The following is a 22,224-nucleotide window of genomic DNA, read 5'->3' on the forward strand; positions in this document are numbered from 1 at the left end:
CCTCCGCGGCGGTCACGCCCCAGGCGGACGCGCCCACCACCCGGCCACGACACCCACCCCCAAGCCGGCCCCCGAATCGGACAAGTGCCGCGTCACCGTGGCCCGCCCGGACGTCACCGCCCTCACGATCGAGACCTCGGCCGTCCGCCGCGACTGCGTCCGCCCGGCGCTGCTGCGCATCCGGATCAAGCGCGCCGTACCCGGCGAGGACCCGGTCGTGAAGAGCGGCGCGGCCAGGAAGGACCGCATCACCCTGAAGACGCCCTGCAAGCCGGGCACCTACTACGCGGTCGCGACCGACTACTCGACGGACACCGCCACCTCGAAGGCCGTCCGTCTGACCTGCGCCACCCCGACCCCCACCCCCACCGTCACCCCTACGGCCACGCCCACCCCCGCACCCCGGAAGACGGCGGCGCAGGCGACGTCCGCCGGGACGGCGCTGGAGAGCGAGGTCGTCCGGCTGACCAACGCCGAGCGGGCCAAGGGCGGCTGCGACCCGCTCCGCCCGGACGCGCGCCTGCGCAGGGCGGCGTTCGGCCACTCCGCCGACATGGCCAAGCGCGGCTACTTCGACCACGACTCGCAGGACGGCCGCGACATGGTGGACCGCATCCGCGCGACCGGCTTCTCGGGCTCGGCCTGGGCGGAGAACATCGCGAAGGGGCAGCGCACGGCCGCCCAGGTGGTCCGGGACTGGATGAACAGCGCCGGCCACCGGGAGAACATCATGAACTGCTCCTACACCCACATCGGCGTGGGCGCGGCGAAGGACTCCAGCGGCCAGACCTACTGGACGCAGGACTTCGCCACCCGCTGACCGGAGCTACAGGTAGCCGGGGATGTCCTCGACCCTGTAGTAGACGGGCAGGCCGCGCTCGGTCGCGATCCGCACGTCCTGGTCGGCCCCGGCGGACTCCCCCGGCAGCCGCAGGACCGCGTCACAGTGCCGCAGCAGCCGCTCCGCCGTCGGATACATGATCTCCTCGGCGACGGGGTCGGCGGGCCCGCCGCCGCCGGCCCCGCGCAGCACGGGCAGGGCGACCCACTCCCCGATCATCGGGACGTGCCCGCTGCGGAACACGGGCCACGCCGCCTCCTCCAGCCGGGCCAGGTTGCGTGCCATCAGTTCGGGGTCGTCGCCCGTACCGGAGCGGTACGGGCCGGCAATGAGAATCATCATGGGATGGGACTATAATACGAAGAAATCGGAAAGAACAAGGAGAAACGTGCATGCTGGCCGCGCAACGCCGGGAGCTGCTCCTGGAACGCCTCGCCCGCGACGGCAAGATCATCGCCAAGGACCTCGCCGCCGAGCTCGGCCTGTCGGAAGACAGCATCCGCCGCGACCTGCGTGACCTCGCCGCCGCGGGCCTGTGCCAGCGGGTGTACGGCGGCGCCCTGCCCGCCTCCCCCGCGATCGCCGACTACGCCACCCGCCAGGGCGTCGAGGTCTCCGGCAAGCAGCGGGTGGCCGCCGCCGCGGCCGCGCTGGTCAGGCCCGGCAGCACCGCGATCATCGACGGCGGCACCACGGCCCTCGCCGTCGCCCGCGCCCTCCCGCCCGACCTGCGCGCCACCGTCGTCACCCACAGCCCGACGGTGGCCGGCGCCCTGGCCGAGCACCACGACGTGGAGGTCTACCTGATCGGCGGCCGGCTGTTCAAGCACTCGATGGTCTCCTGCGGCGCGGCCGCGGTCGAGGCGGCCCGCGGCGTCAACGCCGACCTCTTCCTGCTCGGCGTCACAGGCGTGCACCCGGAGACGGGCCTGACCACGGACGACGCCGACGAGGCCGCGATGAAACGCACGCTGGCCCGGCAGGCGGCCGACACGTACGTGCTGGCCAGCTCGGAGAAGATCGGCGCCGCCTCCCGCTTCTCGGTCCTGCCCCTGACGGAGGTGGCCGCCGTCATCACGGACGCCGACGCCGGCAACGCCACGGTACGAGCACTCGGCATCCCCGTCATTCACGCCCCCTGACCCTGCTGCACGATCATGCACGTTTCACCGTCCTGTGCACGATCACGTCCCCGTACGGCCGCGGGTTGACACGCGACATCGCCGTCAACCAACATTGACGCCGTGACCGACGCGCCCCTCGACGACCTCGTCCGCCGTACCGCAGAAGAGCTGGCCGCCCGGCGGCGGGGAGCGGTCGCGGTCGGCGCGATCCGGGGCGAGGAGCGCGCGACGCACGGCGCCGGCCCGCACACCGTGTTCGAGATCGGCTCGATCACCAAGACGTTCACCGCGCTCACCCTGGCCAGGCTGGCCGGGCGCGGAGAGGTCGCCTTCGAGCAGCCCGTGCGGGAGCTGCTGCCGGACGGGGCCGCCGTGCCGCGGCGCGACGGCCGGGAGATCGAGCTGGTGCACCTGGCCTGCCACACCTCCGGCCTGCCCCGGCTGCCCAAGGGGCTGATGCCGGGCGCCCTGTTCTCGCTCGACCCCTACGCCGGCTGCACCGAGGAGGTGCTGCTGGCGGGGCTGGCCAGGACGCGGCTGCGGTCCGTGCCCGGCAGCCGGTTCCGCTACTCCAACCTCGGCGGGGGGCTGCTGGGGCTGGCGCTGGCCAGGCAGACCGGGCTGGGCTACGACGAGCTGGTCCAGCGGGAGATCTGCCGCCCGCTCGGGCTGGCGGACACGCGGGTGGTGCTCGACGGCGAGCGGGCCGCGCGGCTCGCGCCCGGGCACTCGCGTTCCGGCCGGCCCCGCCCGGGATGGCGGCTGGCGGCCCTGGCGGGCGCGGGCGGGCTGCACTCCACGGCGCACGACCTGCTGCGGCTGGCGGCGGCCACGTTCGGGTCCGGCCCGGCGGAGATCGCCGAGGCCGTCGCGCGGACCCGCGCCGTCGGCCACCCGATCAGCGGCGTCTCGACCGCGCACGCGGGGTGGTTGTCGGTGGAGCGGGCGCGGGACAAGGGCGGGCCGCGGGTGCTGTTCCACAACGGCGGCACCGGCGGCTACCGCTCCCTGCTGGCCGTGATCCCCGAGCGCCGGACCGCCGTCGTCGTCCTCAGCGCCGACGCGCGTTCGGTGGACGGGGCGGGGATGCGGCTCCTGTCCGACCTCACCGACCGCGACGGAACGGACGAGCCGCCACCCCACGAGCCGGGCACGCCCTGACGCAACCGAGAGCCCGCGCGCCCGTCACGTGTCGCGATGCCCGCCTCTCGGGGTCCCGTACGGGTCGTGGGGCGTGTCGGCGTAGGCCCACTGGTGGTCGCGGGCGTGCCGGCAGGCCGTCTCGACGTCCCCGGCGCGCATGACGTCCAGCAGCTCGTGGTGCTCCTCGGCCACCCGCTCCAGCTCGGGCCCCGTGACCATGAGGGCGATGGCGGTGCGGGCCTCGATCTGCAGCGCCTCCCAGGCGCGGGTCAGCAGCGCGTTGCCGCCGGCCTGCACGACGTGCCGGTGGAAGCGGGCGCTGGCCAGGCCGATGCCGGGCACGTCGCCGTCGCGGGCGCATCGGCGCATCTCCTCGACCGCCTCCTGCAGAAGGTCGAAGGGCAGCGTGCCGGCCAGCATGGCGAGCCGGGTCGCGGTCTCCTCCAGGGCCGCCCGCAGGATGTACGCCTCCCGGATCGTCTGCTCGACGAACGGCAGCACCCGGCTGCCGTGGCGGGGCTGGCTCTCGATGAGGCCGAGCCCTTCCAACTGCCGCAACGCCTCCCGCACGGGGGCCTGGCTGGTGCCGAACTCCTGGGCGATCTTCGTCTCGATCAGGCGGTCACCCTCGCCGAGCTCGCCGGAGACGATCCGGCGCAGGAGCCCGTCACGGATCTGCCGGCTCAGGGTCGGCCGCGCGGAACGCGGCCCAGCCGACTGAGGGGCAGGCGGAGGGGCGGGCTGGGCCCCGGGCTGGGCCCCGGGCTGGGCACCGGGCTGGGCCCCGGGCTGGGCAGGGCCGAGGTTGCCCGTGGGTTCCGGCAACGAGCCTCCCGATGTCGAAAGAGGGGCCTTGACTCTCCGATCATGCCATCTACTCTCCAATTATCGATATCGATAATGGGAGCGCGAATGCTGATATCGGTTGAGATGCCAGACAGCGCCGAAGCGGCTCACGCGAGCCTCCAGGCGGGCGCCGTCCCTCTGGGCGGCGGCACCCACCTCCTGACCAGGATGAACGACGAGGCAGGCCCCGACCTGCGGGTGGTCAGCCTCCGCAAGGCGGGGCTGCGCGGCATCGACGTGGACGGCGACACGGTGACCCTGGGAGCGGCCACCACCCTCGCCGACCTGGAGGACGACCCCCGGCTGGGCTACCTGGCGGGGTGCGTGCGCTCGATCGCCTCCCCGCCGGTCCGCACCCTCGCCACGGTGGCCGGCAACCTCTTCGTGCCGCAGCCGTACGGCGACCTGGCCGCCGCCCTGCTGGCCCTGGACGCCGAGCTGGACGTGCTCGGCACGGCCGGCCTGCGCCGCGAGCGGCTGGAGCGGGTGGTCGCGGACGGCCTGCCCGAAGGCGAGCTGGTGACGAGGATCCGGTTCACCGCTCCGGCGCCGGGCACGTTCCGCTTCCACAAGGCGAGCCGGCGGCGGCTGAACTCGGGCTCCATCGTCACGGTGGCCGCCCGCCTCACGGTCGAGGACGGCCTGGTCGGCGACGTGCGACTGGTGCTCGGCGGTCTCTCGCGCCGCCTGCTGCGGGCGGCGGGCGCCGAGCGCGTGCTGCGGGGCGCGCCGCTGACCGCCGAGGTCGTCGCCGAGGCGGCGGGGGCGGACGTCATCGAGCCGTTCGACGACGCCTACGCCTCCGCGTGGTACCGCGCCCGGGTCTACCCCGTCCACCTGCGTCGTGCCCTGCTCGGGGCCTGAAAGGGGAGCCTATGCCCTCGACCATCGTCACCCTCAAGCTGAACGGCACGGAGCGGGAGCTGATCGCCCGCCCGTCCACGACGTTGCTGAGCGCCCTGCGCGACACGTTCGGCCTGACGGGGGCCAAGCGCGGGTGCGCGCAGGGCGGCTGCGGCAGTTGCACGGTGCTGCTGGACGGCCGGCCCGCGGTCTCGTGCCTGATCCCCGTCGTGACGGTCGACGGCTGCGCCGTGGAGACGGTCGAGGGGCTGGCCGACGGCGACCGGCTCGATGACGTGCAACAGGCGTTCGTCGACCACTTCGCGACGCAGTGCGGCTTCTGCACCCCCGGGATGATCATGTCGGCGACGGCGCTGCTCAACCGGGAGCCGGCGCCGACCCGCCAGGACGTCACGGAGGCGATCTGCGGGAACGTGTGCCGCTGCACCGGCTACGAGCCGATCGTCACCGCCGTCCTGTCGGCCGCGGAAAGCCGCCGCGACGGCGCCGCGGAAGGCCGCCACGACAGCGCCGCGGAACGCCGCCACGACGGCGCCGGGGAACGACACCGCGACGCCGCCGCGCCGCTCTCCGGAAAGGCCGCCGGCTGATGGGCCGCCTCACGCCGATCGACACCACGTACTTCAAGGACGAGCGCGCGGGCGACTTCACCGTCATCGGCTCGGCGGTCCAGCGCTCGGACGCCCGCGGCCACGTCACCGGCCGCACGCTGTTCTTCGAGGACCTGACGCCGCCGGGCCTGACCCACGTCAAGATCCACCGCTCGACGCGGCACCACGCCCGCATCGACCGGGTCGACGTCTCCGGCGCGCTGGAGGTGCCGGGCGTGCTGCGGGTCATCACCCACGAGGACGTGCCGAACAACTGGTACGTCGTGCTGCGCCTGATCGGGGTGGGCCCGGACGACGAGCCGGTCCTGGCCGAGGACCGGGTGCTCTACCGGGGCGAGCCGATCGTCGCCGTGGTCGCGGAGACGGAGGAGGCCGCGCGCGAGGGCGCCGCCCGGGTCGTGGTCGACTACACGGACCTGCCCGCCGTCCTGGACGTGGAGGCGGCGCTGGCCGACGGGGCGCCGATCATCAAGCAGGCGGGCACCAACCACTTCGTGTACGAGGGGCACCCGTGCCGCCGGATCCGCTTCGGCGACGTCGAGCGGGGCTTCGCCGAGGCGGACCGGATCATCGAGGGCCGTTACAGCTCCTCCCCCATCGAGCACGCGCCGGTCGAGCCGACCGGCTGCATCGTGGTCCCGCAGGGCGACGGCCGGCTGCGCATCCACAGCAACACCCAGGCGGCCTTCTTCACCCTCGACAACACGGCGCTCATCCTGGGCGTCCCGCCCACGAGCCTGCGTGTCGTGGGCGGCACGGTCGGGGGCGGGTTCGGCGGCAAGGTGGACGTCATCGTCGAGCCGCTGGCGTGCCTGGCCGCGATGCTGACGGGCCGGCCCGCGAAGTACGTCTACAGCCGCGCCGAGGAGATGCAGGTGTCGTCGACGCGGGCGGCCGAGCACATCCACATCAAGGACGGCGTCATGGACGACGGCCGGATCGTGGCCCGCCAGGTCACCCTGTACGTGGACGCGGGCGCGTACTCGCGGCACAGCCCGTACGGCACGACCAAGGCGGCGGCGCACATGCCGGGCCCGTACACGATCCCGAACGTGCACGTGGACTGCTACTGCGTCTACACGAACCGGACGCCGTCCAGCGCCATGCGCGGCTTCGGCGTCACGATCGGCGACTTCGCGCTGGAGTCGCACATGGACCACGTCGCCAGGGAGCTGGGCATGGACCCGCTGCGGCTGCGGCTGAAGAACGCCTACCGGGACGGCGACATGAAGGCCCACCGCAAGATCGCGTCCGGCACGGCGCTGGTCGAGGTGATCCAGAGCGCGGCGGACCTGGTGGGGCACGACCTGCCGCCGGAGTACCGGGCGATGTCATCGGCCGAGCGACCGGAGGGCTGAGCGATGGCGATACGGCAGGGGCGCGGGTACGCGGCGGTCAACTACCCGACCGGCATGAACCTGGGCGGCGACCCGTCGCAGGCGCTGGTGCACGCCACGACCATGGGCGGGTTCGTGGTCACGCTCTCCTCGGTGGACCTCGGGCAGGGGCTGCGGACGGTCGTCGCGCAGTGCGCGGCGGAGACGCTCGGCGTCCCGCTGGAGAACGTCATCGTGGACACGGCCGACACCGACACCGGCCCGCACTGCATGGGGACGTTCGCCAGCCGCGGCACGCACCGGGTCGGCAACGCGGTGATCATGGCGGCCCGCGAGGCCAGGGAGGTGCTGCTGCGGGTCGCCGCCGACGAGCTGGAGGTGGACGCGGAGGACCTGGAGACCGACGGCACGGGCTTCGTCCGGCTGAAGGGGGCGCCGGAGAAGAAGATCCACGTCAGCGAGGTGGCGCTGGCCGCTCACTTCCGTCAGGGCCGGACCATCTCGGGGCGGGGCATCTTCCTCAAGGAGCCGAGCACGCCGGTGCCGGAGACGGGCGAGATGGACCCCGACTCCTGCCAGGCGCACGCGTGCACGGTGGCCGAGGTCGAGGTGGACGACGAGACCGGCGTCATCGAGGTGCTGCGGCTCTACAACACCTACGAGGTGGGCCGGGCGCTCAACCCGGCCATCGCGACGCAGCAGGTCGAGGGCGGCGCGTGGATGGGGTTGTCGCACGCGTTGTTCGAGTCGACGGAGCCGTACTATCCGCACTCGCGCGAGCACGGCCCGCTCGACTTCGCCGCGTACTTGATGCCGGGGCCGGCGGACCTGCCGGAGCAGACGAGCGTGTTCCTCGAACGGCCGGCCGGCAACGGGCCGTTCGGGGCCAAGGGGATCGGTGAGATGACGGCGAACGCGCCGATCCCCGCGATCGCCAACGCCGTGTTCGACGCGGTCGGCGTGCGGCTGACCAGCATGCCGTTCACGCCGGAGAAGGTGCTGCGCGGGCTGGACGAGCTGAGGGCCGGCCGTGCTGGCTGACCAGGAGACGCTGGGCCGGCGGCTGGGCGCGGAGGGCTACCTCGCCGACGAGGGCCTGCTCACCGCCGTCCGCCTGGCGGGCCTGCTCGGGCTGCCGCTGCTGCTGGAGGGCGAGCCGGGCGTCGGCAAGACGGAGATCGCGAACGTGTTGGCGCGGGTGCTCGGGCGCGAGCTGATCCGCCTGCAGTGCTACGAGGGCCTGGACGCCTCCCAGGCCCTGTACGAGTGGGACTACCCGAAGCAGCTGCTGTCGCTGCGGGCGGCCGAGGTGGAGGGACGCGGCGTCGGCGACCTGTACCGGGAGGAGTTCCTCCTGCAACGGCCGCTGCTGCGGGCCCTGCGGGCGGCGTCGGGGGCGGTGCTGCTGATCGACGAGATCGACCGGGCGGACAGCGAGTTCGAGGCGTTCCTCCTGGAGTTCCTCGGCGACTTCCAGATCACCATTCCCGAGATCGGCACCATCAGGGCGGCGAGCGTCCCGTTCGTCATCCTCACCTCGAACCGGACCCGCGAGCTGCACGACGCGCTCAAGCGCCGCTGCCTCTATCACTGGATCCCGTTCCCGGACGCCGAGCGGGAGCAGGCGATCATCCAGGCGCAGGCGCCCGGCCTGGACGAGCGCAGCGCGGCCCGCCTGGTGGCCGCCGTGCACCGGATCAGGGGGCTGGCCCTGCTGAAGCGGCCCGGCATCGCGGAGTCCACGTCGTGGGCGCGCGGCGTGCAGGCGCTGACCCGCGAGGGGGCGGGCTGGCTGGAGGCGATGCGCAGGTCGGCGGGGCTGCTCGTGAAGTACGAGGAGGACCTGTCGCTGGTCGGCCGGCACGCCGCGGAGGTGTTCGGTGACTGAGCGGGCCCTCGTGGCGCGGGTCCGCGAGCACGTGCACGGGTTCCTGCGGGACCTGCACGGGCAGGGCCTGCGCGTCCCGGTGTCCAAGCAGCGGGTCTTCCTCCAGGCGATCGAGGCCGCCGGCCCGCGCGACGCCACGGAGCTGTACTGGATCGGGGCGAGCACGCTCACCGCCTCCCGCGCGGACCTGGAGGTGTACTCCCCCACGTTCGAGCGCTGGTTCGGGGCCGCCCGCGCGCGGCCCGTCCCCGAGCGGGAGTTCCCGGACGAGGAGGAGCCGGCGCCGCGCGGGAAGGGCGACGAGGCGCCCTTCGCGGCGGCGCCGGGCGGGGAGGCGGGCCTGGAGGCCGGCTTCTCCGAGCGCGTGGGCCGCCCCGCGTTCGGGACCGCGAGCCGGGACGAGCGGGCCGTGCTCGCGCTGCTGCGCCGGGAGCTGCGCGGCGCCGTGCCCACGGTACGGTCCCGCCGCCGCCGGCCCGCCCGCCGCGGCCCGTGGATCGACGTCGCCAGGATCTGCCGCGAGTCCCGCCGCAGCCACGGCGAGATCGTCACGCTGCGGCGGCGCAACCGGCCCCGGCGGCAGCGCCGGGTGCTGCTGCTCATCGACGTGTCGGGGTCGATGAAGCAGCACAGCGCCGCCTACCTCCGCTTCGCGCACGCCATGGTCGGCTGCCTCGACCGCGTCGAGGTGTTCACGTTCGGCACCCGGCTGACCCGCGTCACCGAGCCGCTGCGGGCGCGGGACGTCGACGCGGCCGTGGCCGCGCTGAGCGAGGTCGTGCTGGACGCCGAGGGCGGCACCCGGATCGGCCCCTCGCTCCAGGAGTTCCTCGGCAACGCCCGCCACGTCACGATGGCGCGCGGCGCCCTGGTGATCGTGCTGTCCGACGGGCTGGAACGCGGCGACCCCCTGCCCATGGAGGCCGCCGTGCGCCGGTTGTCGCTGCTGGGCCACCGGTTGCTGTGGTGGACGCCGCTCGCCTGCGACCCGGCGTACCAGCCGGTCACCCGCGGCATGGCGGCCGTGCTGGGCAGCGTGGACGCGCTCGCGGGCGTACGGGACCTGCGGACGGCGTACGAGCAGGTACAGACCTTGGCCAGGGAGTGATCACCATGCCGGAAGCGGCCCCCTACTCGGGCGACATCGTCGACGCGCACCACCACATCTGGCGGGTCGCCGACCTGCCGTGGCTGTCCGGGCCGATGGTGCCGCGCATCTTCGGGCCGTACGAGGCGATCAGGCGCGACTACCTGATCGACGAGTACGCCGCCGATGCCACGGCCTGCGGCATCACCGAATCCGTCTACGTCCAGACGAACTGGCCGCTCGACCGGGTCGTGGACGAGGTGCGCTGGCTGCGCGACGTCCACGAGGAGACGGGCCGGCCGTCGGCGGTCGTCGCGGCGGCCGACCTGTTCGACGACGACACGCCGCGGGTCCTGCGGCGGCAGGCCGCGCTCACCCCTCTCGTCCGGGGCATCCGGCAGCAGCTGCACTGGCACGAACGCCCGGAGTTCCGCTTCGCGACCGCGCCCGACCGGATGAAGGACCCGGTGCTCCGCAAGAACCTCGGCGCGGTCGCCGACCTCGGCTGGCTGTTCGAGCTGCAGGTCTTCCCCGAGCAGATGGCGGACGCGGCCGACCTGGTCGCGGCCTTCCCCGACCTCACCTTCGTGCTCGTGCACGCGGGCATGCTCATCGGCGAGGAGTACGTGGAGCCGTGGCGCGCCGGGCTGTCCGCGCTGGCCGAGCTGCCGAACGTGGTCGTCAAGCTCACCGGCCAGGGCACGTTCGTCCACCGCGTGGACCCCGAGCTGATCTCCTTCGTCGCCGGAGAGGTGCTCGCCCGCTTCGGCGCCGGCCGGGCCATGTTCGGCACCAACTTCCCGGTCGAGCGGCTCTGGACCACCATGCCGCACCTGGTCGGCGCGTGGAAGGACGCGCTGGCCCACCTGCCGCCCGCCGACCGGCACGCCGTCTTCGCCGGCACCGCCCGGCGGGTGTACGGGCTCGGCGGCTGACATCAACGAAGGCTGACATCAACAAAAGGGAGTACCCAGGAATGGCACTGTTCGTCCTGACCTACGGCTACAACGACACCCCGCTGCGCGCGGAGCGCCGCGACGACCACCTGGCCCACCTGAACAAGCTCTGGGAGCGGGGCGCCGTCGTCGCGGCCGGCCCGTACACGGACCTGACGGCCGGCATGATCGTGCTGCGGGCGGAGGACGAGGCGGCGGCGCAGGCGCTCGTCGACCAGGACCCGTACACGCAGCTCGACGTCACCAAGGACCGCACCCTGCGGGAGTGGCGGGTGACGGTCGGCTCCCTCGACTGACCTTCGCGGTGCGACCGGCGGCGGCGTGCCGCCGGCCGCGCCGGGTCACTCCTTCGGGTCCAGGACGAACACCGGGATCTGCCGGTCGGTCTTCGTCTGGTACTCGGCGTAGGCCGGATAGGCCGCGACGGCCCGCTCCCACCACTCCGCCCGCTCCGCGCCCTCGACCTCCCGCGCGACGTACCGCTTGGTGACGGTGCCGTCCTGCAATGTGAACTCGGGGTGCGCCTTGATGTTGTAGTACCAGGTGGGGTGCTCGGGAGCGCCCCCCTTGGACGCCACGACGGCGTACCGGCCCTCGTGCTCCACCCGCATCACGGGCGTGTAGCGCAGCTTGCCGCTCTTGGCGCCGCGCAGGGTCAGCAGCACGATCGGCGACCCGGCGATGTCGATGCCCTCGGTGGTGCCGGTCTCAAGGATCTTCTTCGTCTGGTCCCGCACCCAGTCGCTGGGGCTCAGCTCTACAGTCTCGTCCGACATGCTCACCACCAACAACCCCCGCCCGCTCGCCATTCCTGCCGGCGATCAGGTCAGGTCGGGCAGCGAACGGTCGTGCAGCCAGGCCGACAGCAGCGGGGCGACCGGGCGGTCTGTGTGCCGCTGCACGTGCTCCGCGAACTCCCCGGTGGTGACGGTGCCGTGGCGGTGGGCGGCGGTCCACGCACGCAGGGCGGTGAAGAACGGCTCGTCGCCCATCGCCCCGCGCAGCGCGTGCAACGTCAGCGCGCCGCGCTTGTAGACGCGGTCGTCGAACAGGGCCGGCGCGCCCGGGTCGGACAGGACGAAGTCCTGCGGGAGCTGGGTGAGGCGGTGCCGCCAGCGCCGGGCGTGCTCGGCGGCGGGCGGGCCGCCCGACGACTCCGACCAGAGCCATTCGGCGTACGTGGCGAAGCCCTCCTGCAGCCAGATGTCGCTCCAGCGGGCCACGGTGAGGCTGTTGCCGAACCACTGGTGGGCCAGCTCGTGCGCGACCAGCCGCTCACCGCCGCGCACGCCGTCCACGTGGTTGCGGCCGAAGATCGACATGCCCTGGGCCTCGACCGGGATCTCCAGGTCGTCGTCGGCCACCACGACCGTGTAGCCGGTGAACGGGTAGGGGCCGAACAGGTCGCCGAACAGCGCCATCATCTGGCCCTGCCGGGCGAAGTCGTGGCGGACGCGGGTGGCCAGCCGGGGCGGGTGGGCGAGCCGGGCGCCGCCGTACTCGGAGATCTGGTAGCGGCCGATCTGCACGCTGGCCAGGTAGGTCGCCATCGGCTCGGGCTGCTCGTAGATCCAGGTCGTGTTCCCGGCGCCGCGCCGCCTGGCCAGCAGCGCGCCGTTCGCGATGACCTGGTACGGCGTGGCCGTCGTCACGGAGATGCGGTAGGACGCCTTGTCCCCGGGACGGTCGTTGCACGGGAACCAGGACGGCGCGCCGATCGGCTGGCCGGCGACGAGCGCGCCGTCGCTCAGCTCCTCCCAGCCCAGCCCGCCCCAGGGGCTCGGCACCGGCACGGGCTTGCCGGAGTACCGCACCCCCACGACGACCCGCTCCCCCGCGGCCAGCGGCCGGGACGGTGTCACGCGCAGCTTGCCCCGGCCGTGGGCGTAGCGGGCGGGCAGGCCGTCCACCGTGACGCCCGCGACCCTGAGCTGGGCGAAGTCCAGCTCCAGCGCGCTGAGGGGCTGGGCGGCCGTGACCGTCAGCAGGGCGGTGCCGTCGAGCCGGTTGGCGGCGACGCGGTAGGTCAGCCTCAGGTCGTAGTGCGAGACGCCGTAGCGGTGGTCGCCGTGCGCGGGGAAGTACGGGTCCCCGGGCAGGTGCGGGGTGCTGTGGATCTGCTCGGTCATCGCCATGCCGAGACCGGGTTGCCGAACCAGCGGGTCCGATCGGGCACGTGCTCGCCCCGCATGACCAGGGACGCGGGGCCGACCGTGGTGTCGGCGCCCACCCGCGCCGCCGGCAGCACCACGCCGTGCGGGCCGAGGGTCGCGCCGGCGTCGAGGGTGACGGTGTCCATGCTCATGACCCGGTCGTGGAAGAGGTGGGTCTGCAGGACGCAGCCCCGGTTGACGCACGCGCCGTCGCCGAGGGTCACCAGATCCGCCTCGGGCAGCCAGTACGTGTCACACGTGACCCCATGTCCAATGCGTGCCCCGAGGGAGCGCAGCCACACGTTCAGCGGCGCGGTTCCCAGCCACGGCTGGGCGAACCAGGGCGCGGCCAGCACCTCGACGAAGTTGTCCGCCAGCTCGTTGCGCCACACGAACGAGCTCCACAGCGGCCGGCTGCCCGCGCCGATCCGGCCGACCAGCAGCCACTTGGCGGCCGTGGCGACCGCCGCCGCCACCACGCCGGCGACCGCCATGATCACGCCGCTCAGGGCGATCGCCGCCGCGAAGCCGTACCGGGCGGCGACGGCCTCGAACGCGGCGGCGGCCAGGACGGCGAGCGCGACCGCGGCCATGGCGGGCACCACGCGGAACGCCTCGACGACGGCCCGCGCCACCTTGAACCGGGCGGGCGGGTCGTAGGTGCGGTTCCTGTCGCCCTCCTCCGCGGTGCGGCGCAGCTTCATGGGCGGCATGCCGACGTACGACGAGCCCGACTTGGCCTTCTTCGGCGTCGCCGACAGCACGCCGACCAGCCCGTCCTTGGGCACCTTGCGCCCGGGGGCGGTCATGCCCGAGTTGCCGAGGAAGGCGCGCTTGCCGATCCGCGCGGTCGCGATGCGCATCCAGCCGCCGTCGAGCTCGTACGGAGCCACCATCGTGTCGTCGGCCAGGAAGGCGCCGTCGCCGACGGACGTCATCGTGGGCAGCGCGAGCACCGTGGACAGCTCGGCGCCCCGGCCCACCTTCATGCCGAGCGCCCGCAGCCACGCCGGGGTCAGGACGCTCGCGTACAGGGGGAACAGCCAGACGCGGGCGGAGGCCATCAGCCGGCCGGTCGCCCACGCCTGCCACGCCTGCCGGCTGTGCACCGGGTGCTGCCCGGCGTGCAGGCCGAGCCCGAGCAGCCGCACACTGGCCAGCGTGAGCAGCGCGAACGCGGCCATGCCGGTGACCGTCGCGAGCGGCACGCCGGGCAGGGCGGCGGCCAGCGCCGCGCCGAGCGTACGCGCCTCGCGGGCGGACCAGGCCAGGACCGCGAAGGCGGCCCCGGCGGCAGCGACGGGGAGGAGGCCGAGCGCCACGGCGGTCACCCCGTACAGGGCGGTCCACCAGGGGGAACGCGCGGCGCGCTCGCCCGGCTTGCGCGACCTGCCCTGGCGGAACGCGGGCACGCCGGCCCACAGCTCGCCGGACGGCACCGCGCCGGCGACCGCCGACCCGGGCGCCACCTGCGAGTTCTTGCCGATCTTCGCGCCGGGCAGCAGCGTGGAGCGGGAGCCGATCGTGGCGCCGGCGCCGATCCTGATCTCGCCGACGTGCAGGACGTCACCGTCGAACCAGTGCCCGCTGAGATCCACCTCCTGCTCGATCGACGCGCCCCTGCCGACCTTGAGCAGGCCCGTGACAGGCGGCGGCGAGTGCAGGTCCGCGTCTTCGCCCACCTGCGCGCCGAGCAGCCGGGCGTACCAGGTCATCAGGGGCGCGCTGGCGAGGTCCGGCACGCCGAGCCTGGCCGCGAACTGCTCGGCGAACCACAACCTCAGGTGGACGCCGCCGCCGCGCGGATGGCTGCCGGGCCGTACGCCGCGCAGCAGCAACCGGGCGAGCGCCGCCGACAGGCCGACCCGGCCCATGGGGGTGAGGAACGCCAGCGCGCCCAGCGCCACCCACCACCAGGACAGCGCGGGCGCCCACGGCGCGGCCAGCACGTTGCCGAGCGCGGCCAGGGGGACGATCCAGCGCATGGCGCCGGCCGTGAGCAGCGGCACCATGAGCAGCGCCTGGACCGTCGCGGCCCGGCGCGGCATGGGCGTCACGGGCGGGCGGGCGGCCTCGGAGCCACCCCTGGTGGCCAGGAGCGCGGCCAGGCCGGCCAGCGTCGGGTGCGCGTACACGTCGCCCACCGCCACGTCGGGGTGGTCGGGGCGCAGCACGGACACCAGCCTGGCCGCGGCGAGGCTCGTGCCGCCACTGGCGAAGAAGTCGTCGCCGGGCCCTTCCGGCGCCACTCCCAGGATCGCGGTCCAGTGCCCGGCCAGCCGCGCCTCAGCGGGAGTCAGCTCCGAGACGGCGAGTCGCCCGGTCAGGGGCCAGGGCAGCGCGTCGCGGTCGATCTTGCCCGAGGTGCGGGTCGGGAGCGCGCCGACGGGCGCCAGGCGCGGCACCAGGGCGGCGGGCAGCGAGTCGGCCAGCAGGTCGCGCGCCTCGCCGGCGTCGAAGCCGGGGCCGGTGACGACGTACCCGACGAGGAGCTGATGCCCGCCCCCGGCGGTACGGACGGCCGCCGCCGCGCCGGTGACACCGGGCAACGCCTGCAACGCGGCGTCCACCTCGCCCAGCTCGATCCGGCGCCCGCCCAGCTTCACCTGGTCGTCGGCCCTGCCGACGAACACCAGCCCCTCCGGGTCGGCCCGCACCAGGTCGCCGCTGCGGTAGGCGCGCGCCCAGCCCAGCGACGGTAACGGCGCGTACTTCTCGGCGTCCTTGACCGGGTCGAGGTAGCGGGCCAGGCCCGCGCCGCCGATGACCAGCTCGCCGGTCTCCCCCATGGCGACCGGCTCGCCGTCGTCGCCGACCACCGCCAGGTCCCAGCCGTCGAGGGGCAGCCCGATGCGGACGGGCTGCTCGCCGGTCAGCGGCGCCGCCGACGCGACCACCGTCGCCTCCGTGGGGCCGTAGGTGTTCCACACCTCCCGCCCCGGCACGGCCAGCCGCGCGGCCAGCTCCGGCGGGCACGCCTCCCCGCCGAAGATCAGCAGCCTGATCCCGTCGAGGTGCTCGGCCGGCCAGAGCGCGGCCAGCGTCGGCACGGTCGAGACGACCGTGATGCCCTTGCCGGCCAGCCACGGGCCGAGGTCCATGCCGGTGCGTACGAGCGCCCTGGGCGCGGGCACCAGGCAGGCGCCGTGCCGCCAGGCCAGCCACATCTCCTCGCACGAGGCGTCGAAGGCCACCGACAGCCCGGCCAGCACGCGGTCACCCGGGCCGATCGGCCGCTCCCGCAGGAACAGCCCCGCCTCGGCGTCCACGAACGCCGCCGCGGAGCGGTGCGTCACCGCGACACCCTTCGGCTTGCCGGTGGAGCCGGAGGTGAAGATGATCCACGCGTCGTCGTCCGGCGCGGGCGGGCCGCCGTCGTCCCGGCCGCCCCCGAGCACCTTGATCTTGTCGGTGATGACCGCGTCCACGGCGGCCTCGGTGAAGACCAGCTCGGCCCGCTCGTCCGGGTCGTCGGCGTCGACCGGCACGTACGCGGCGCCGGCGGCGAGCACCGCGAGGATGGACAGGTACAGCTCGGCCGTCCCCGACACCACCCGCACGCCCACCCTGGCGCCGCGGCCGATCCCCGCCTCCGCCAGCTCCGCGGCCATCCGGCCCACCTCCGCGCGCAGGTCGCGGTAGCTCCAGCACACGGTGCCGTCGTCGAGCGCGGGCGCGTCGGGGTGCAGGCGCGCGGTCTCGTCGAGGACGTCGACGAGGGTACGGGGGGACGCCGCCAGCACTCCGGCGGGATAAACCGCGGAAGCGGCCTTCTGGGACACATCGACCGAGTCGCTACGCAAACGCCGCTCCTTGGGGTCAGGCGGTCGATGCCTCGGGGAAGGCACACGGCCCCCGCATCATCCGCCACCGTCGTGGCGTTCGCCACCCCACACGCAACGGCCGTCGCGACGGTGCCTATTCCGGGCCTATTCCGCTACTCAAGTCCGCCTACTCGCGAAACACACGGCGCCCATAGTGACATCCGCATCTGTTCGCGCAGGCCACCCAAGGTGCAGGGTGGGGCTTCATCACCCGCTCAACCGCTTCACAAGGAGCCCACCATGGCAAGCGTGCAGATCACCCGCACCTACCCCACCACCCCCGAGCACGTCTGGCAGCTGTGGACCACCCCGGAGGGCATCGTCTCCTGGTGGTCGCCCGACGGCTTCACCGTCGAGGTCGGCAAGCTCGACCTGCGGCCCGGCGGCGACCTCATCTACACGATGACCGCCACCGCGCCGGAGCAGATCGCGTTCATGGAGAGCCACGGCATGCCGCTGAACACCGAGTCCCGCAAGACGTTCGTGGAGGTGTCCGAGCCCGGCAGGCTCTCCTACACCTCGCTCGCCGACTTCATCCCCGGCGTCGACCCCTACGACTTCCTCACCGTGGTCGAGCTGCAGCCGGTCGAAGACGGCGTCCGCGTCACGATGACGGCCGACGCGATGCACGACGAGGAGTGGACACAGCGGCTGGCCGCCGGCCGGGCCAACGAGCTCGACAACCTCGGCCGGGTGATCGACGCGGGCGTGCGGGCCTGAGCCGGGCATGACCCTCCCCCTCTCCCCGTCCCGGCCGCCGCTGGTGGTCGCCGATCGGCCGGGTCACCTACCCTGGTCAGCCAGGGCACGTGGACGAGGGGCGGTTCGGCTGGTGGGGTTCTGGCGGTCCGACCGCGTCGTCCGGCTCGCACCGGCCGGCGCGGTCGCCTGCAGCGGCCTGCTGCCCCTGCTGCAGGTCGCGCTCGCCTTCAGCTACCCCGGCAACGACACCCGCACCGGGCTGTGGAGCGTCGCGGCGACCGCCGCGTACCTGCCCCTCCACCTGCGCCACGTCTGGTACGCCGCCCGCGCCGCCCGGCAACCGGCCGGCCACTGGACCTTCGCGGCCATGGCCGTGATCGTCCTCGCCGCCACCCCCGTGGCCGGGAACATGTGGCCGCGCGCCTACACGAGCCTCGCCGTGTCGGCGGTCCTGGTCCTGCCCGGCCCGTGGGCGTTCGCGGCGTACCTGGCGCTGGTGCTCGCGGCGGCGCCCGCGTCCCTGCTGCTGGGCCTGCCGTGGAACGCGGCCCCATGGCTCACGCTCTCGACGCTGTGCGGCAGCGGGGCCGTCCTCATGCTCGTGTGGCTGTCCGCCGCCCTCGTCCGCCTGCGGTCGGCCAGGGAGGTGCTCGCCCAGCGGGCGGTGGCGCAGGAACGACGCCGCATCGACGACGACCTCCGCCACACCCTCGGCACCGCCCTCGAATCCCTCGCCGCCCGCGGCACCCGCGCCACCAGCCTCCTGACGCCGCTGCTCGACGGGCAGGCCGAACTCGGCGAGCGGACCGAGCTGGACAGGCGCGCCGCGCTCGACGCGCGAGCCGCGCTCGACCGGCGGGCGGAGCTCGACCGGCGGCGGGCCGAGCTGGTGGCGGAGCTGTCCAGGCTCGCCGACGATTCGCGGCGCACGCTCGCCGACGCCCGGCAGCGGGTGCGCGGCTACCGGCAGCCGTCCCTGCGCGCCGAGCTCGACACGGCCGCCGCCCTGCTCTCCGCCGCCGGCATCGAGACCCGCCTGCACCTTCCCCGCACGGGCGTCCCCGACACGATCGCGCCGCAGCCCCGTGCGGCCCTGCGCGCGACGGTCACCCGCCTGCTGCGCGCCGACGGGGTGCGCGCCTGCACGATCACGGCGGTCGCCCAGCCGGGCGGGGCACGCCTGGAGGTGCGCACCGACGACACCATGGAGACCATCGACGTCCGGCCCGCCACCGACCCGACGAAGGCCGACCCGACGAAGGCTCGCACGTCGGAAACGAGCCCGACCGACACCCACCCATCGCAGACGAGCCCGACCGAGGCCGGCCAGTCGCAGACAAGCCCGTCGGAGGCCCGGTCATGACGCCGCCGATCACGCCGCGCTGGGTCGTGCGCCACCCCCTGTGGCCGCTGATCGCCCTGCACGTCGTGCTGGCCGGGCAGGTCCCGGTCTACACGGCCCTCGGCATGGACGGCCCGGCCGGCGACCCGCTGGCCGGCACCGTCGCCTTCGTCCTGGCCCTCTGCCTGAGCCTGCGCCACAGCCTGGCCGCCACCAGGGGCGAGCGCCCGGCGGGCTGGCCGTGGACCCTGGCGGCCCTCGTCGCCCTCGCGAACGTCCCGCTGTGGTGGTTCGGCTCGAACTGGCAGGCTTTCACCGGCTTCGCGCTCGCGTCGATGGTGATGCTGCTCCGCGGCCGCCCGCTGTGGCTCGCGGCGATCGCGCAGCTCCTGCACAACCCGGTGAAGGAGGTGATCGGCATGCTGCACGACGACGCCTACACCGTCGCCCAGGCCCTGCTCCTGGGCTCGTACAGCCTGTTCAGTCTCGTCCTGTACGCCGGCACGCTGGTCGGCGGCGCCCGCCTGGTGCGGCTGCTGCACGAGCTGGAGGCCACCCGCACGGAGCTGGCCGCCACGGCCGTCGGCGAGGAACGCGTCCGCGTCTCGCGCGATCTGCACGACCTGCTGGGCCAGAGCCTGTCGGCCATCTCCCTCAAGGGCGACCTGGCTCTGCGCCTGCTCGCGAAGGACGCCGCCGCGGCCCGCGCCGAGGTCGAGAGCCTGACGGGCGTCGCGAGGGACGCGCTGCGGGACGTACGCGCGATCACCCGCGACGAGCACTCGGTGTCGTTGCGCACCGAGATCGACGGGGCCGCGGCCCTGCTCGGCGCCGCCGGCGTCGACACCCGCCTCGACGTGGCCGACGTCCCGCCGCTGTCCGGGGCGGCCCAGAGCGCCCTGGCCTGGGCGATCCGCGAGGGCACCACGAACCTGCTGCGCCACAGCGACGCCCGCACCTGCACCATCACCCTCACCCACCGCCAGGGCACGGTCCGCCTGGAGATCGTCAACGACGGCGCCCACCCCGCCCCGGCACCCGCACCCACCGGAGCGGCCGGCCCAAGCCCCGCCCCATCCGGCACGGAGCTGTCCGAGGCGGCCGGCCCGAGCCCCACCCCACCCGGCACAGGGCTGGCCGGGCTGGCGGAGCGGGCCCGGGCCGCGTCCGGCACGTGGCTCACCACCGTCCGCGACGGCCTGTTCACGCTGTCGGTAGAAGTCCCCGAGGAGGTCGCGTGATCCGTGTGCTGATCGCCGAGGACATGCACATGATCCGCTCAGCCCTGGTCGCCCTGCTGTCGCTGGAGGACGACATGGAGGTGGTGGCCGAGATCGAGCGTGGCGACGAGGTCCTGGCCACTGCCCTGCGCACCGAGCCCGACGTGGCGGTCCTCGACATCGACCTGCCGGGCCTGGACGGCCTGTCCGCCGCCGAGCAGCTCTCGGCCCGGCTCCCGGCCTGCCGCACGCTCGTCCTGACCGGCCTGAGCCAGCCCGGCAACCTCCTGCGCGCCCTGAAGGTCCATGTCAGGGGCTTCATCGTCAAGGACGCCCCCGCCCACGCCCTCACCGACGGCATCCGCCGCATCGCCCGCGGCGAACGCGTCATCGACCCGGAGCTGGTCGCCGCCGCCCTGGAGACGGGAAGCAGCCCGCTCACCCCGCGCGAGACCGAGGTCCTGCGTGCCGCCGCCACCGGCATCCGGGTCGCCCAGATCGCCACCGACCTGTCGCTGTCGCAGGCGACGGTCCGCAACTACCTGTCGAACGCGATCAGCAAGGTCGGCGCCCGCAACCGCATCGACGCCATCCGCATCTCCCGCGACGCCGGCTGGCTCTGACCGTCCCCCAGCGTGCCCTTTCAGGCGGCGGCCCGGGTGGCCGCGTAGCGGTCGGAGGCGGCGGTGAGCCTGGCGAGCTGGTCGGGCGACAGGTCGAGGGTCGCCGAGGCGAGCAGCGCGTCGAGCTGTCCGGCGGTGCTGACGCTGGCGATGGGGGCGACGACGGTGGGCTGGGCGCGCAGCCAGGCGAGTGCCACGGTGGCGGGGGACGTGCCGAGCTCGTCCGCCACGGCGCGCAGCTCCCTGGCGACGGCGAAGCCGGGCTCGGTGAGGTAGCCGCCGAGCATGGGGCCGCGCTGGGCGTCCTGGGCGTCGGCCGCCGAGAGGTACTTCCCGGTCAGGAACCCGCCGGCCAGCCCCTGGTAGGGCACGACGCCGAGGTCGTTGCGCTCGGCCACGGGCCGCAGCCGCCGTTCGAAGTCGGCGCGGTGCAGCAGGTTGTAGTGCGGTTGCAGGGTGACCGGCAGGGCCGCCCCGGTGGCGCGGGCGATGTCGATCCATTCCTGGACGCGCGCGGCGTCGTAGTTCGACAGCCCCACGTGGCGGACGAGGCCGCGCCGTACCAGGTCGTCGAAGGCCGCGACGGTCTCCTCCAGCGGCGTGCCGGGGTCGTCGGCGTGGGCGTAGTAGACGTCCACGTAGTCGGTCCGCAGGCGCTTGAGCGACTGCTCGATCGCCGCGGCGACGTTGCCGGCCTTCAGCCCGGGGTAGGCGGGGTGGCTGGAGACCTTCGTGGCGATGGTGACCTTGTCGCGGTCGGCTCCGGCGGCCAGCCACTCGCCGATCACCGTCTCCGCGTCGCCGCCGCTGCTGCCGGGCGCCCAGATGGAGTACACGTCGGCGGTGTCGAGGAAGGTGCCGCCACCCGCCACGAACGCGTCCAGGATGCGGTGCGACTCTTCGGCGCTCGCCGTCCAGCGGAAGGTGTTGGTGCCCAGGGCCAGGGGGAAGATGGGCAGACCTGATGATCCCAGAACGGGCATGCTGCGCTCCTTGTAGGATGAACGTTCCGGGGAATTCCCCGGAACCGGGAGGCTTCACCATAAAATGGGAGTTCCCCGTTTAGCAAACTCCGGGAGGCAGACGTGACGACCACCACACCGAAGCGCGCCGACGCGCTCGAGAATCGCCACGTGATCCTGGCGGCGGCCCTGGAGGCCCTCACCGAGTCGCCCGACGTCTCGCTGAACGCCATCGCCAAGCGAGCCGGCATCGCGAACGGAACCCTGTACCGGCACTTCCCCACCAGGGAGGCCCTGGTGCTGGCGGTCTACCAGTGCGACATCGAGGAGATGCGGGATGCGGCGACCCGGCTGCTGGCCGAGCACGCCCCGCTCGACGCGCTGCGGGAGTGGCTGCGCTCGCTCGCCGCCTGCGCGATGACCAAGCACGGGCTGGCCGACGCCATGCGGCTGGCGACCGGCGCAGGGAAGTCGCTGTTCCCGGAGACGTACCAGGCGATGAAGGCCGCGATCGGCGAGCTGCTCGCCGCCGGCGAGGCGGCCGGGGTGGTCCGTCCCGGCCTGGACCCCGAGCTGGTCCTGCTGGCGCTGTGCGGCATCTGGCAGCTCGACCCCGGCGCGCACTGGCGCGGGCAGGCCGACGACCTCATCGACCTCCTCGTCACCGGCCTCGCCGGCGACGCGGCCTCCAGGGGTTAGCG

At 74.0% G+C, this 22,224-nt stretch carries 22 protein-coding genes; 16 read left to right on the top strand and 6 right to left on the bottom strand.

Annotated features, from left to right (window positions below; genetic code table 11):
* Positions 1 to 97: 97 nt before the first annotated feature.
* On the top strand, positions 98 to 820 hold the full coding sequence (locus tag KIS93_RS16760) for a CAP domain-containing protein (protein ID WP_155129479.1): 723 nt from the start codon (positions 98 to 100) through the stop codon (positions 818 to 820).
* Positions 821 to 826: 6 nt separating this feature from the next.
* Here the strand turns inward: KIS93_RS16760 and KIS93_RS16765 are convergent, their stop codons facing one another.
* The gene (locus tag KIS93_RS16765; protein ID WP_222107497.1) at positions 827 to 1,183 is read right to left on the bottom strand and encodes a hypothetical protein; all 357 of its coding nucleotides are present in this window, start codon (positions 1,181 to 1,183) and stop codon (positions 827 to 829) included.
* A 50-nt stretch (positions 1,184 to 1,233) separates the two neighbouring features.
* Here KIS93_RS16765 and KIS93_RS16770 point away from each other — a divergent pair, with 50 nt between their 5' ends.
* Together KIS93_RS16770 and KIS93_RS16775 are read left to right on the top strand one after the other, a co-directional pair.
* Positions 1,234 to 1,983 (top strand): DeoR/GlpR family DNA-binding transcription regulator, encoded by a 750-nt coding sequence (locus tag KIS93_RS16770; protein WP_080036703.1) that lies wholly within the window; start codon positions 1,234 to 1,236, stop codon positions 1,981 to 1,983.
* 102 nt (positions 1,984 to 2,085) lie between these two features.
* Positions 2,086 to 3,126, top strand: a complete 1,041-nt coding sequence (locus tag KIS93_RS16775; RefSeq protein WP_186404277.1) for a serine hydrolase domain-containing protein — start codon at positions 2,086 to 2,088, stop codon at positions 3,124 to 3,126.
* Positions 3,127 to 3,150: 24 nt separating this feature from the next.
* On the opposite strand, the gene KIS93_RS16780 is transcribed toward KIS93_RS16775, so the two are convergent.
* Positions 3,151 to 3,933, bottom strand: a complete 783-nt coding sequence (locus tag KIS93_RS16780; RefSeq protein WP_155126445.1) for a GntR family transcriptional regulator — start codon at positions 3,931 to 3,933, stop codon at positions 3,151 to 3,153.
* Between the two features lie 105 nt (positions 3,934 to 4,038).
* Between KIS93_RS16780 and KIS93_RS16785 the strand changes: the two genes are divergently transcribed.
* Genes KIS93_RS16785 through KIS93_RS16820 form a run of 8 tightly spaced genes read left to right on the top strand, consistent with a single transcriptional unit; the run spans position 4,039 to position 10,993 of the window.
* The gene (locus KIS93_RS16785; protein WP_186404278.1) at positions 4,039 to 4,818 is read left to right on the top strand and encodes an FAD binding domain-containing protein; all 780 of its coding nucleotides are present in this window, start codon (positions 4,039 to 4,041) and stop codon (positions 4,816 to 4,818) included.
* 11 nt (positions 4,819 to 4,829) lie between these two features.
* On the top strand, positions 4,830 to 5,408 hold the full coding sequence (locus KIS93_RS16790) for a (2Fe-2S)-binding protein (RefSeq protein WP_080036699.1): 579 nt from the start codon (positions 4,830 to 4,832) through the stop codon (positions 5,406 to 5,408).
* Complete coding sequence (locus KIS93_RS68355; protein WP_080036698.1) at positions 5,408 to 6,787, top strand: xanthine dehydrogenase family protein molybdopterin-binding subunit; 1,380 nt, start codon at positions 5,408 to 5,410, stop codon at positions 6,785 to 6,787. The genes KIS93_RS16790 and KIS93_RS68355 overlap by 1 nt, the downstream gene beginning before the upstream one ends.
* Before the next feature lie 3 nt (positions 6,788 to 6,790).
* Positions 6,791 to 7,807: a xanthine dehydrogenase family protein molybdopterin-binding subunit gene (locus KIS93_RS68360; protein WP_080036697.1), complete on the top strand. Its 1,017-nt coding sequence runs from the start codon at positions 6,791 to 6,793 to the stop codon at positions 7,805 to 7,807.
* Positions 7,797 to 8,654, top strand: a complete 858-nt coding sequence (locus tag KIS93_RS16805; protein WP_080036696.1) for an AAA family ATPase — start codon at positions 7,797 to 7,799, stop codon at positions 8,652 to 8,654. The genes KIS93_RS68360 and KIS93_RS16805 overlap by 11 nt, the downstream gene beginning before the upstream one ends.
* A complete protein-coding gene (locus tag KIS93_RS16810; RefSeq protein WP_080036695.1) occupies positions 8,647 to 9,762 on the top strand; it encodes a vWA domain-containing protein in 1,116 nt (371 codons plus the stop codon). The genes KIS93_RS16805 and KIS93_RS16810 overlap by 8 nt, the downstream gene beginning before the upstream one ends.
* A gap of 5 nt (positions 9,763 to 9,767) precedes the next feature.
* The gene (locus tag KIS93_RS16815) at positions 9,768 to 10,676 is read left to right on the top strand and encodes an amidohydrolase family protein (RefSeq protein ID WP_080046461.1); all 909 of its coding nucleotides are present in this window, start codon (positions 9,768 to 9,770) and stop codon (positions 10,674 to 10,676) included.
* Between the two features lie 41 nt (positions 10,677 to 10,717).
* A complete protein-coding gene (locus KIS93_RS16820) occupies positions 10,718 to 10,993 on the top strand; it encodes a YciI family protein (RefSeq protein ID WP_080036694.1) in 276 nt (91 codons plus the stop codon).
* Between the two features lie 45 nt (positions 10,994 to 11,038).
* On the opposite strand, the gene KIS93_RS16825 is transcribed toward KIS93_RS16820, so the two are convergent.
* The 3 genes from KIS93_RS16825 to KIS93_RS16835 are packed head-to-tail and all read right to left on the bottom strand — an operon-like array spanning position 11,039 to position 16,653.
* Positions 11,039 to 11,473 carry a nitroreductase family deazaflavin-dependent oxidoreductase gene (locus KIS93_RS16825; RefSeq protein WP_080046460.1) on the bottom strand — a complete coding sequence of 145 codons (435 nt, stop codon included), beginning with the start codon at positions 11,471 to 11,473 and terminating at the stop codon, positions 11,039 to 11,041.
* 45 nt (positions 11,474 to 11,518) lie between these two features.
* Positions 11,519 to 12,826: a M1 family metallopeptidase gene (locus KIS93_RS16830; protein ID WP_155129476.1), complete on the bottom strand. Its 1,308-nt coding sequence runs from the start codon at positions 12,824 to 12,826 to the stop codon at positions 11,519 to 11,521.
* Positions 12,823 to 16,653: a Pls/PosA family non-ribosomal peptide synthetase gene (locus tag KIS93_RS16835; protein ID WP_080036692.1), complete on the bottom strand. Its 3,831-nt coding sequence runs from the start codon at positions 16,651 to 16,653 to the stop codon at positions 12,823 to 12,825. Before KIS93_RS16835 ends, KIS93_RS16830 begins: the two co-directional genes overlap by 4 nt.
* A 261-nt stretch (positions 16,654 to 16,914) precedes the next feature.
* Here KIS93_RS16835 and KIS93_RS16840 point away from each other — a divergent pair, with 261 nt between their 5' ends.
* The 4 genes from KIS93_RS16840 to KIS93_RS16855 all read left to right on the top strand — a co-directional run bounded on the left by KIS93_RS16840 (position 16,915) and on the right by KIS93_RS16855 (position 20,561).
* Positions 16,915 to 17,394, top strand: a complete 480-nt coding sequence (locus KIS93_RS16840) for an SRPBCC family protein (RefSeq protein WP_080036691.1) — start codon at positions 16,915 to 16,917, stop codon at positions 17,392 to 17,394.
* 112 nt (positions 17,395 to 17,506) lie between these two features.
* Positions 17,507 to 18,739: a sensor histidine kinase gene (locus KIS93_RS16845; protein ID WP_080036690.1), complete on the top strand. Its 1,233-nt coding sequence runs from the start codon at positions 17,507 to 17,509 to the stop codon at positions 18,737 to 18,739.
* Entirely contained in the window at positions 18,736 to 19,959 is a 1,224-nt protein-coding gene (locus KIS93_RS16850) for a sensor histidine kinase (RefSeq protein ID WP_080036689.1), read from the top strand. The genes KIS93_RS16845 and KIS93_RS16850 overlap by 4 nt, the downstream gene beginning before the upstream one ends.
* Complete coding sequence (locus KIS93_RS16855) at positions 19,956 to 20,561, top strand: response regulator transcription factor (protein WP_080036688.1); 606 nt, start codon at positions 19,956 to 19,958, stop codon at positions 20,559 to 20,561. The genes KIS93_RS16850 and KIS93_RS16855 overlap by 4 nt, the downstream gene beginning before the upstream one ends.
* Before the next feature lie 20 nt (positions 20,562 to 20,581).
* On the opposite strand, the gene KIS93_RS16860 is transcribed toward KIS93_RS16855, so the two are convergent.
* Positions 20,582 to 21,544, bottom strand: coding sequence for an aldo/keto reductase (locus KIS93_RS16860; protein WP_080036687.1), 963 nt, complete (start codon positions 21,542 to 21,544; stop codon positions 20,582 to 20,584).
* 102 nt (positions 21,545 to 21,646) lie between these two features.
* On the opposite strand from KIS93_RS16860, the gene KIS93_RS16865 reads away from it, so the two are divergent.
* Positions 21,647 to 22,222 carry a TetR/AcrR family transcriptional regulator gene (locus KIS93_RS16865; RefSeq protein ID WP_080036686.1) on the top strand — a complete coding sequence of 192 codons (576 nt, stop codon included), beginning with the start codon at positions 21,647 to 21,649 and terminating at the stop codon, positions 22,220 to 22,222.
* Positions 22,223 to 22,224: the final 2 nt, after the last annotated feature.

Origin of the sequence: [Actinomadura] parvosata subsp. kistnae, from assembly GCF_900323885.1 — a bacterium.
Taxonomy (GTDB): Bacteria; Actinomycetota; Actinomycetes; order Streptosporangiales; family Streptosporangiaceae; genus Nonomuraea; species Nonomuraea composti.

Bases quoted from the DNA above. Each gene is read 5' to 3' on its own strand.
- KIS93_RS16820 (WP_080036694.1), top strand. From the start codon at position 10,718: ATGGCACTGTTCGTCCTGACCTACGGCTACAACGACACCCCGCTGCGC.
- KIS93_RS16850 (WP_080036689.1), top strand. From the start codon at position 18,736: ATGACGCCGCCGATCACGCCGCGCTGGGTCGTGCGCCACCCCCTGTGG.
- KIS93_RS16860 (WP_080036687.1), bottom strand. From the start codon at position 21,544: ATGCCCGTTCTGGGATCATCAGGTCTGCCCATCTTCCCCCTGGCCCTG.
- KIS93_RS68360 (WP_080036697.1), top strand. From the start codon at position 6,791: ATGGCGATACGGCAGGGGCGCGGGTACGCGGCGGTCAACTACCCGACC.
- KIS93_RS68355 (WP_080036698.1), top strand. From the start codon at position 5,408: ATGGGCCGCCTCACGCCGATCGACACCACGTACTTCAAGGACGAGCGC.
- KIS93_RS16830 (WP_155129476.1), bottom strand. From the start codon at position 12,826: ATGACCGAGCAGATCCACAGCACCCCGCACCTGCCCGGGGACCCGTAC.
- KIS93_RS16840 (WP_080036691.1), top strand. From the start codon at position 16,915: ATGGCAAGCGTGCAGATCACCCGCACCTACCCCACCACCCCCGAGCAC.
- KIS93_RS16770 (WP_080036703.1), top strand. From the start codon at position 1,234: ATGCTGGCCGCGCAACGCCGGGAGCTGCTCCTGGAACGCCTCGCCCGC.
- KIS93_RS16790 (WP_080036699.1), top strand. From the start codon at position 4,830: ATGCCCTCGACCATCGTCACCCTCAAGCTGAACGGCACGGAGCGGGAG.
- KIS93_RS16825 (WP_080046460.1), bottom strand. From the start codon at position 11,473: ATGTCGGACGAGACTGTAGAGCTGAGCCCCAGCGACTGGGTGCGGGAC.
- KIS93_RS16785 (WP_186404278.1), top strand. From the start codon at position 4,039: ATGCCAGACAGCGCCGAAGCGGCTCACGCGAGCCTCCAGGCGGGCGCC.
- KIS93_RS16765 (WP_222107497.1), bottom strand. From the start codon at position 1,183: ATGATGATTCTCATTGCCGGCCCGTACCGCTCCGGTACGGGCGACGAC.
- KIS93_RS16815 (WP_080046461.1), top strand. From the start codon at position 9,768: ATGCCGGAAGCGGCCCCCTACTCGGGCGACATCGTCGACGCGCACCAC.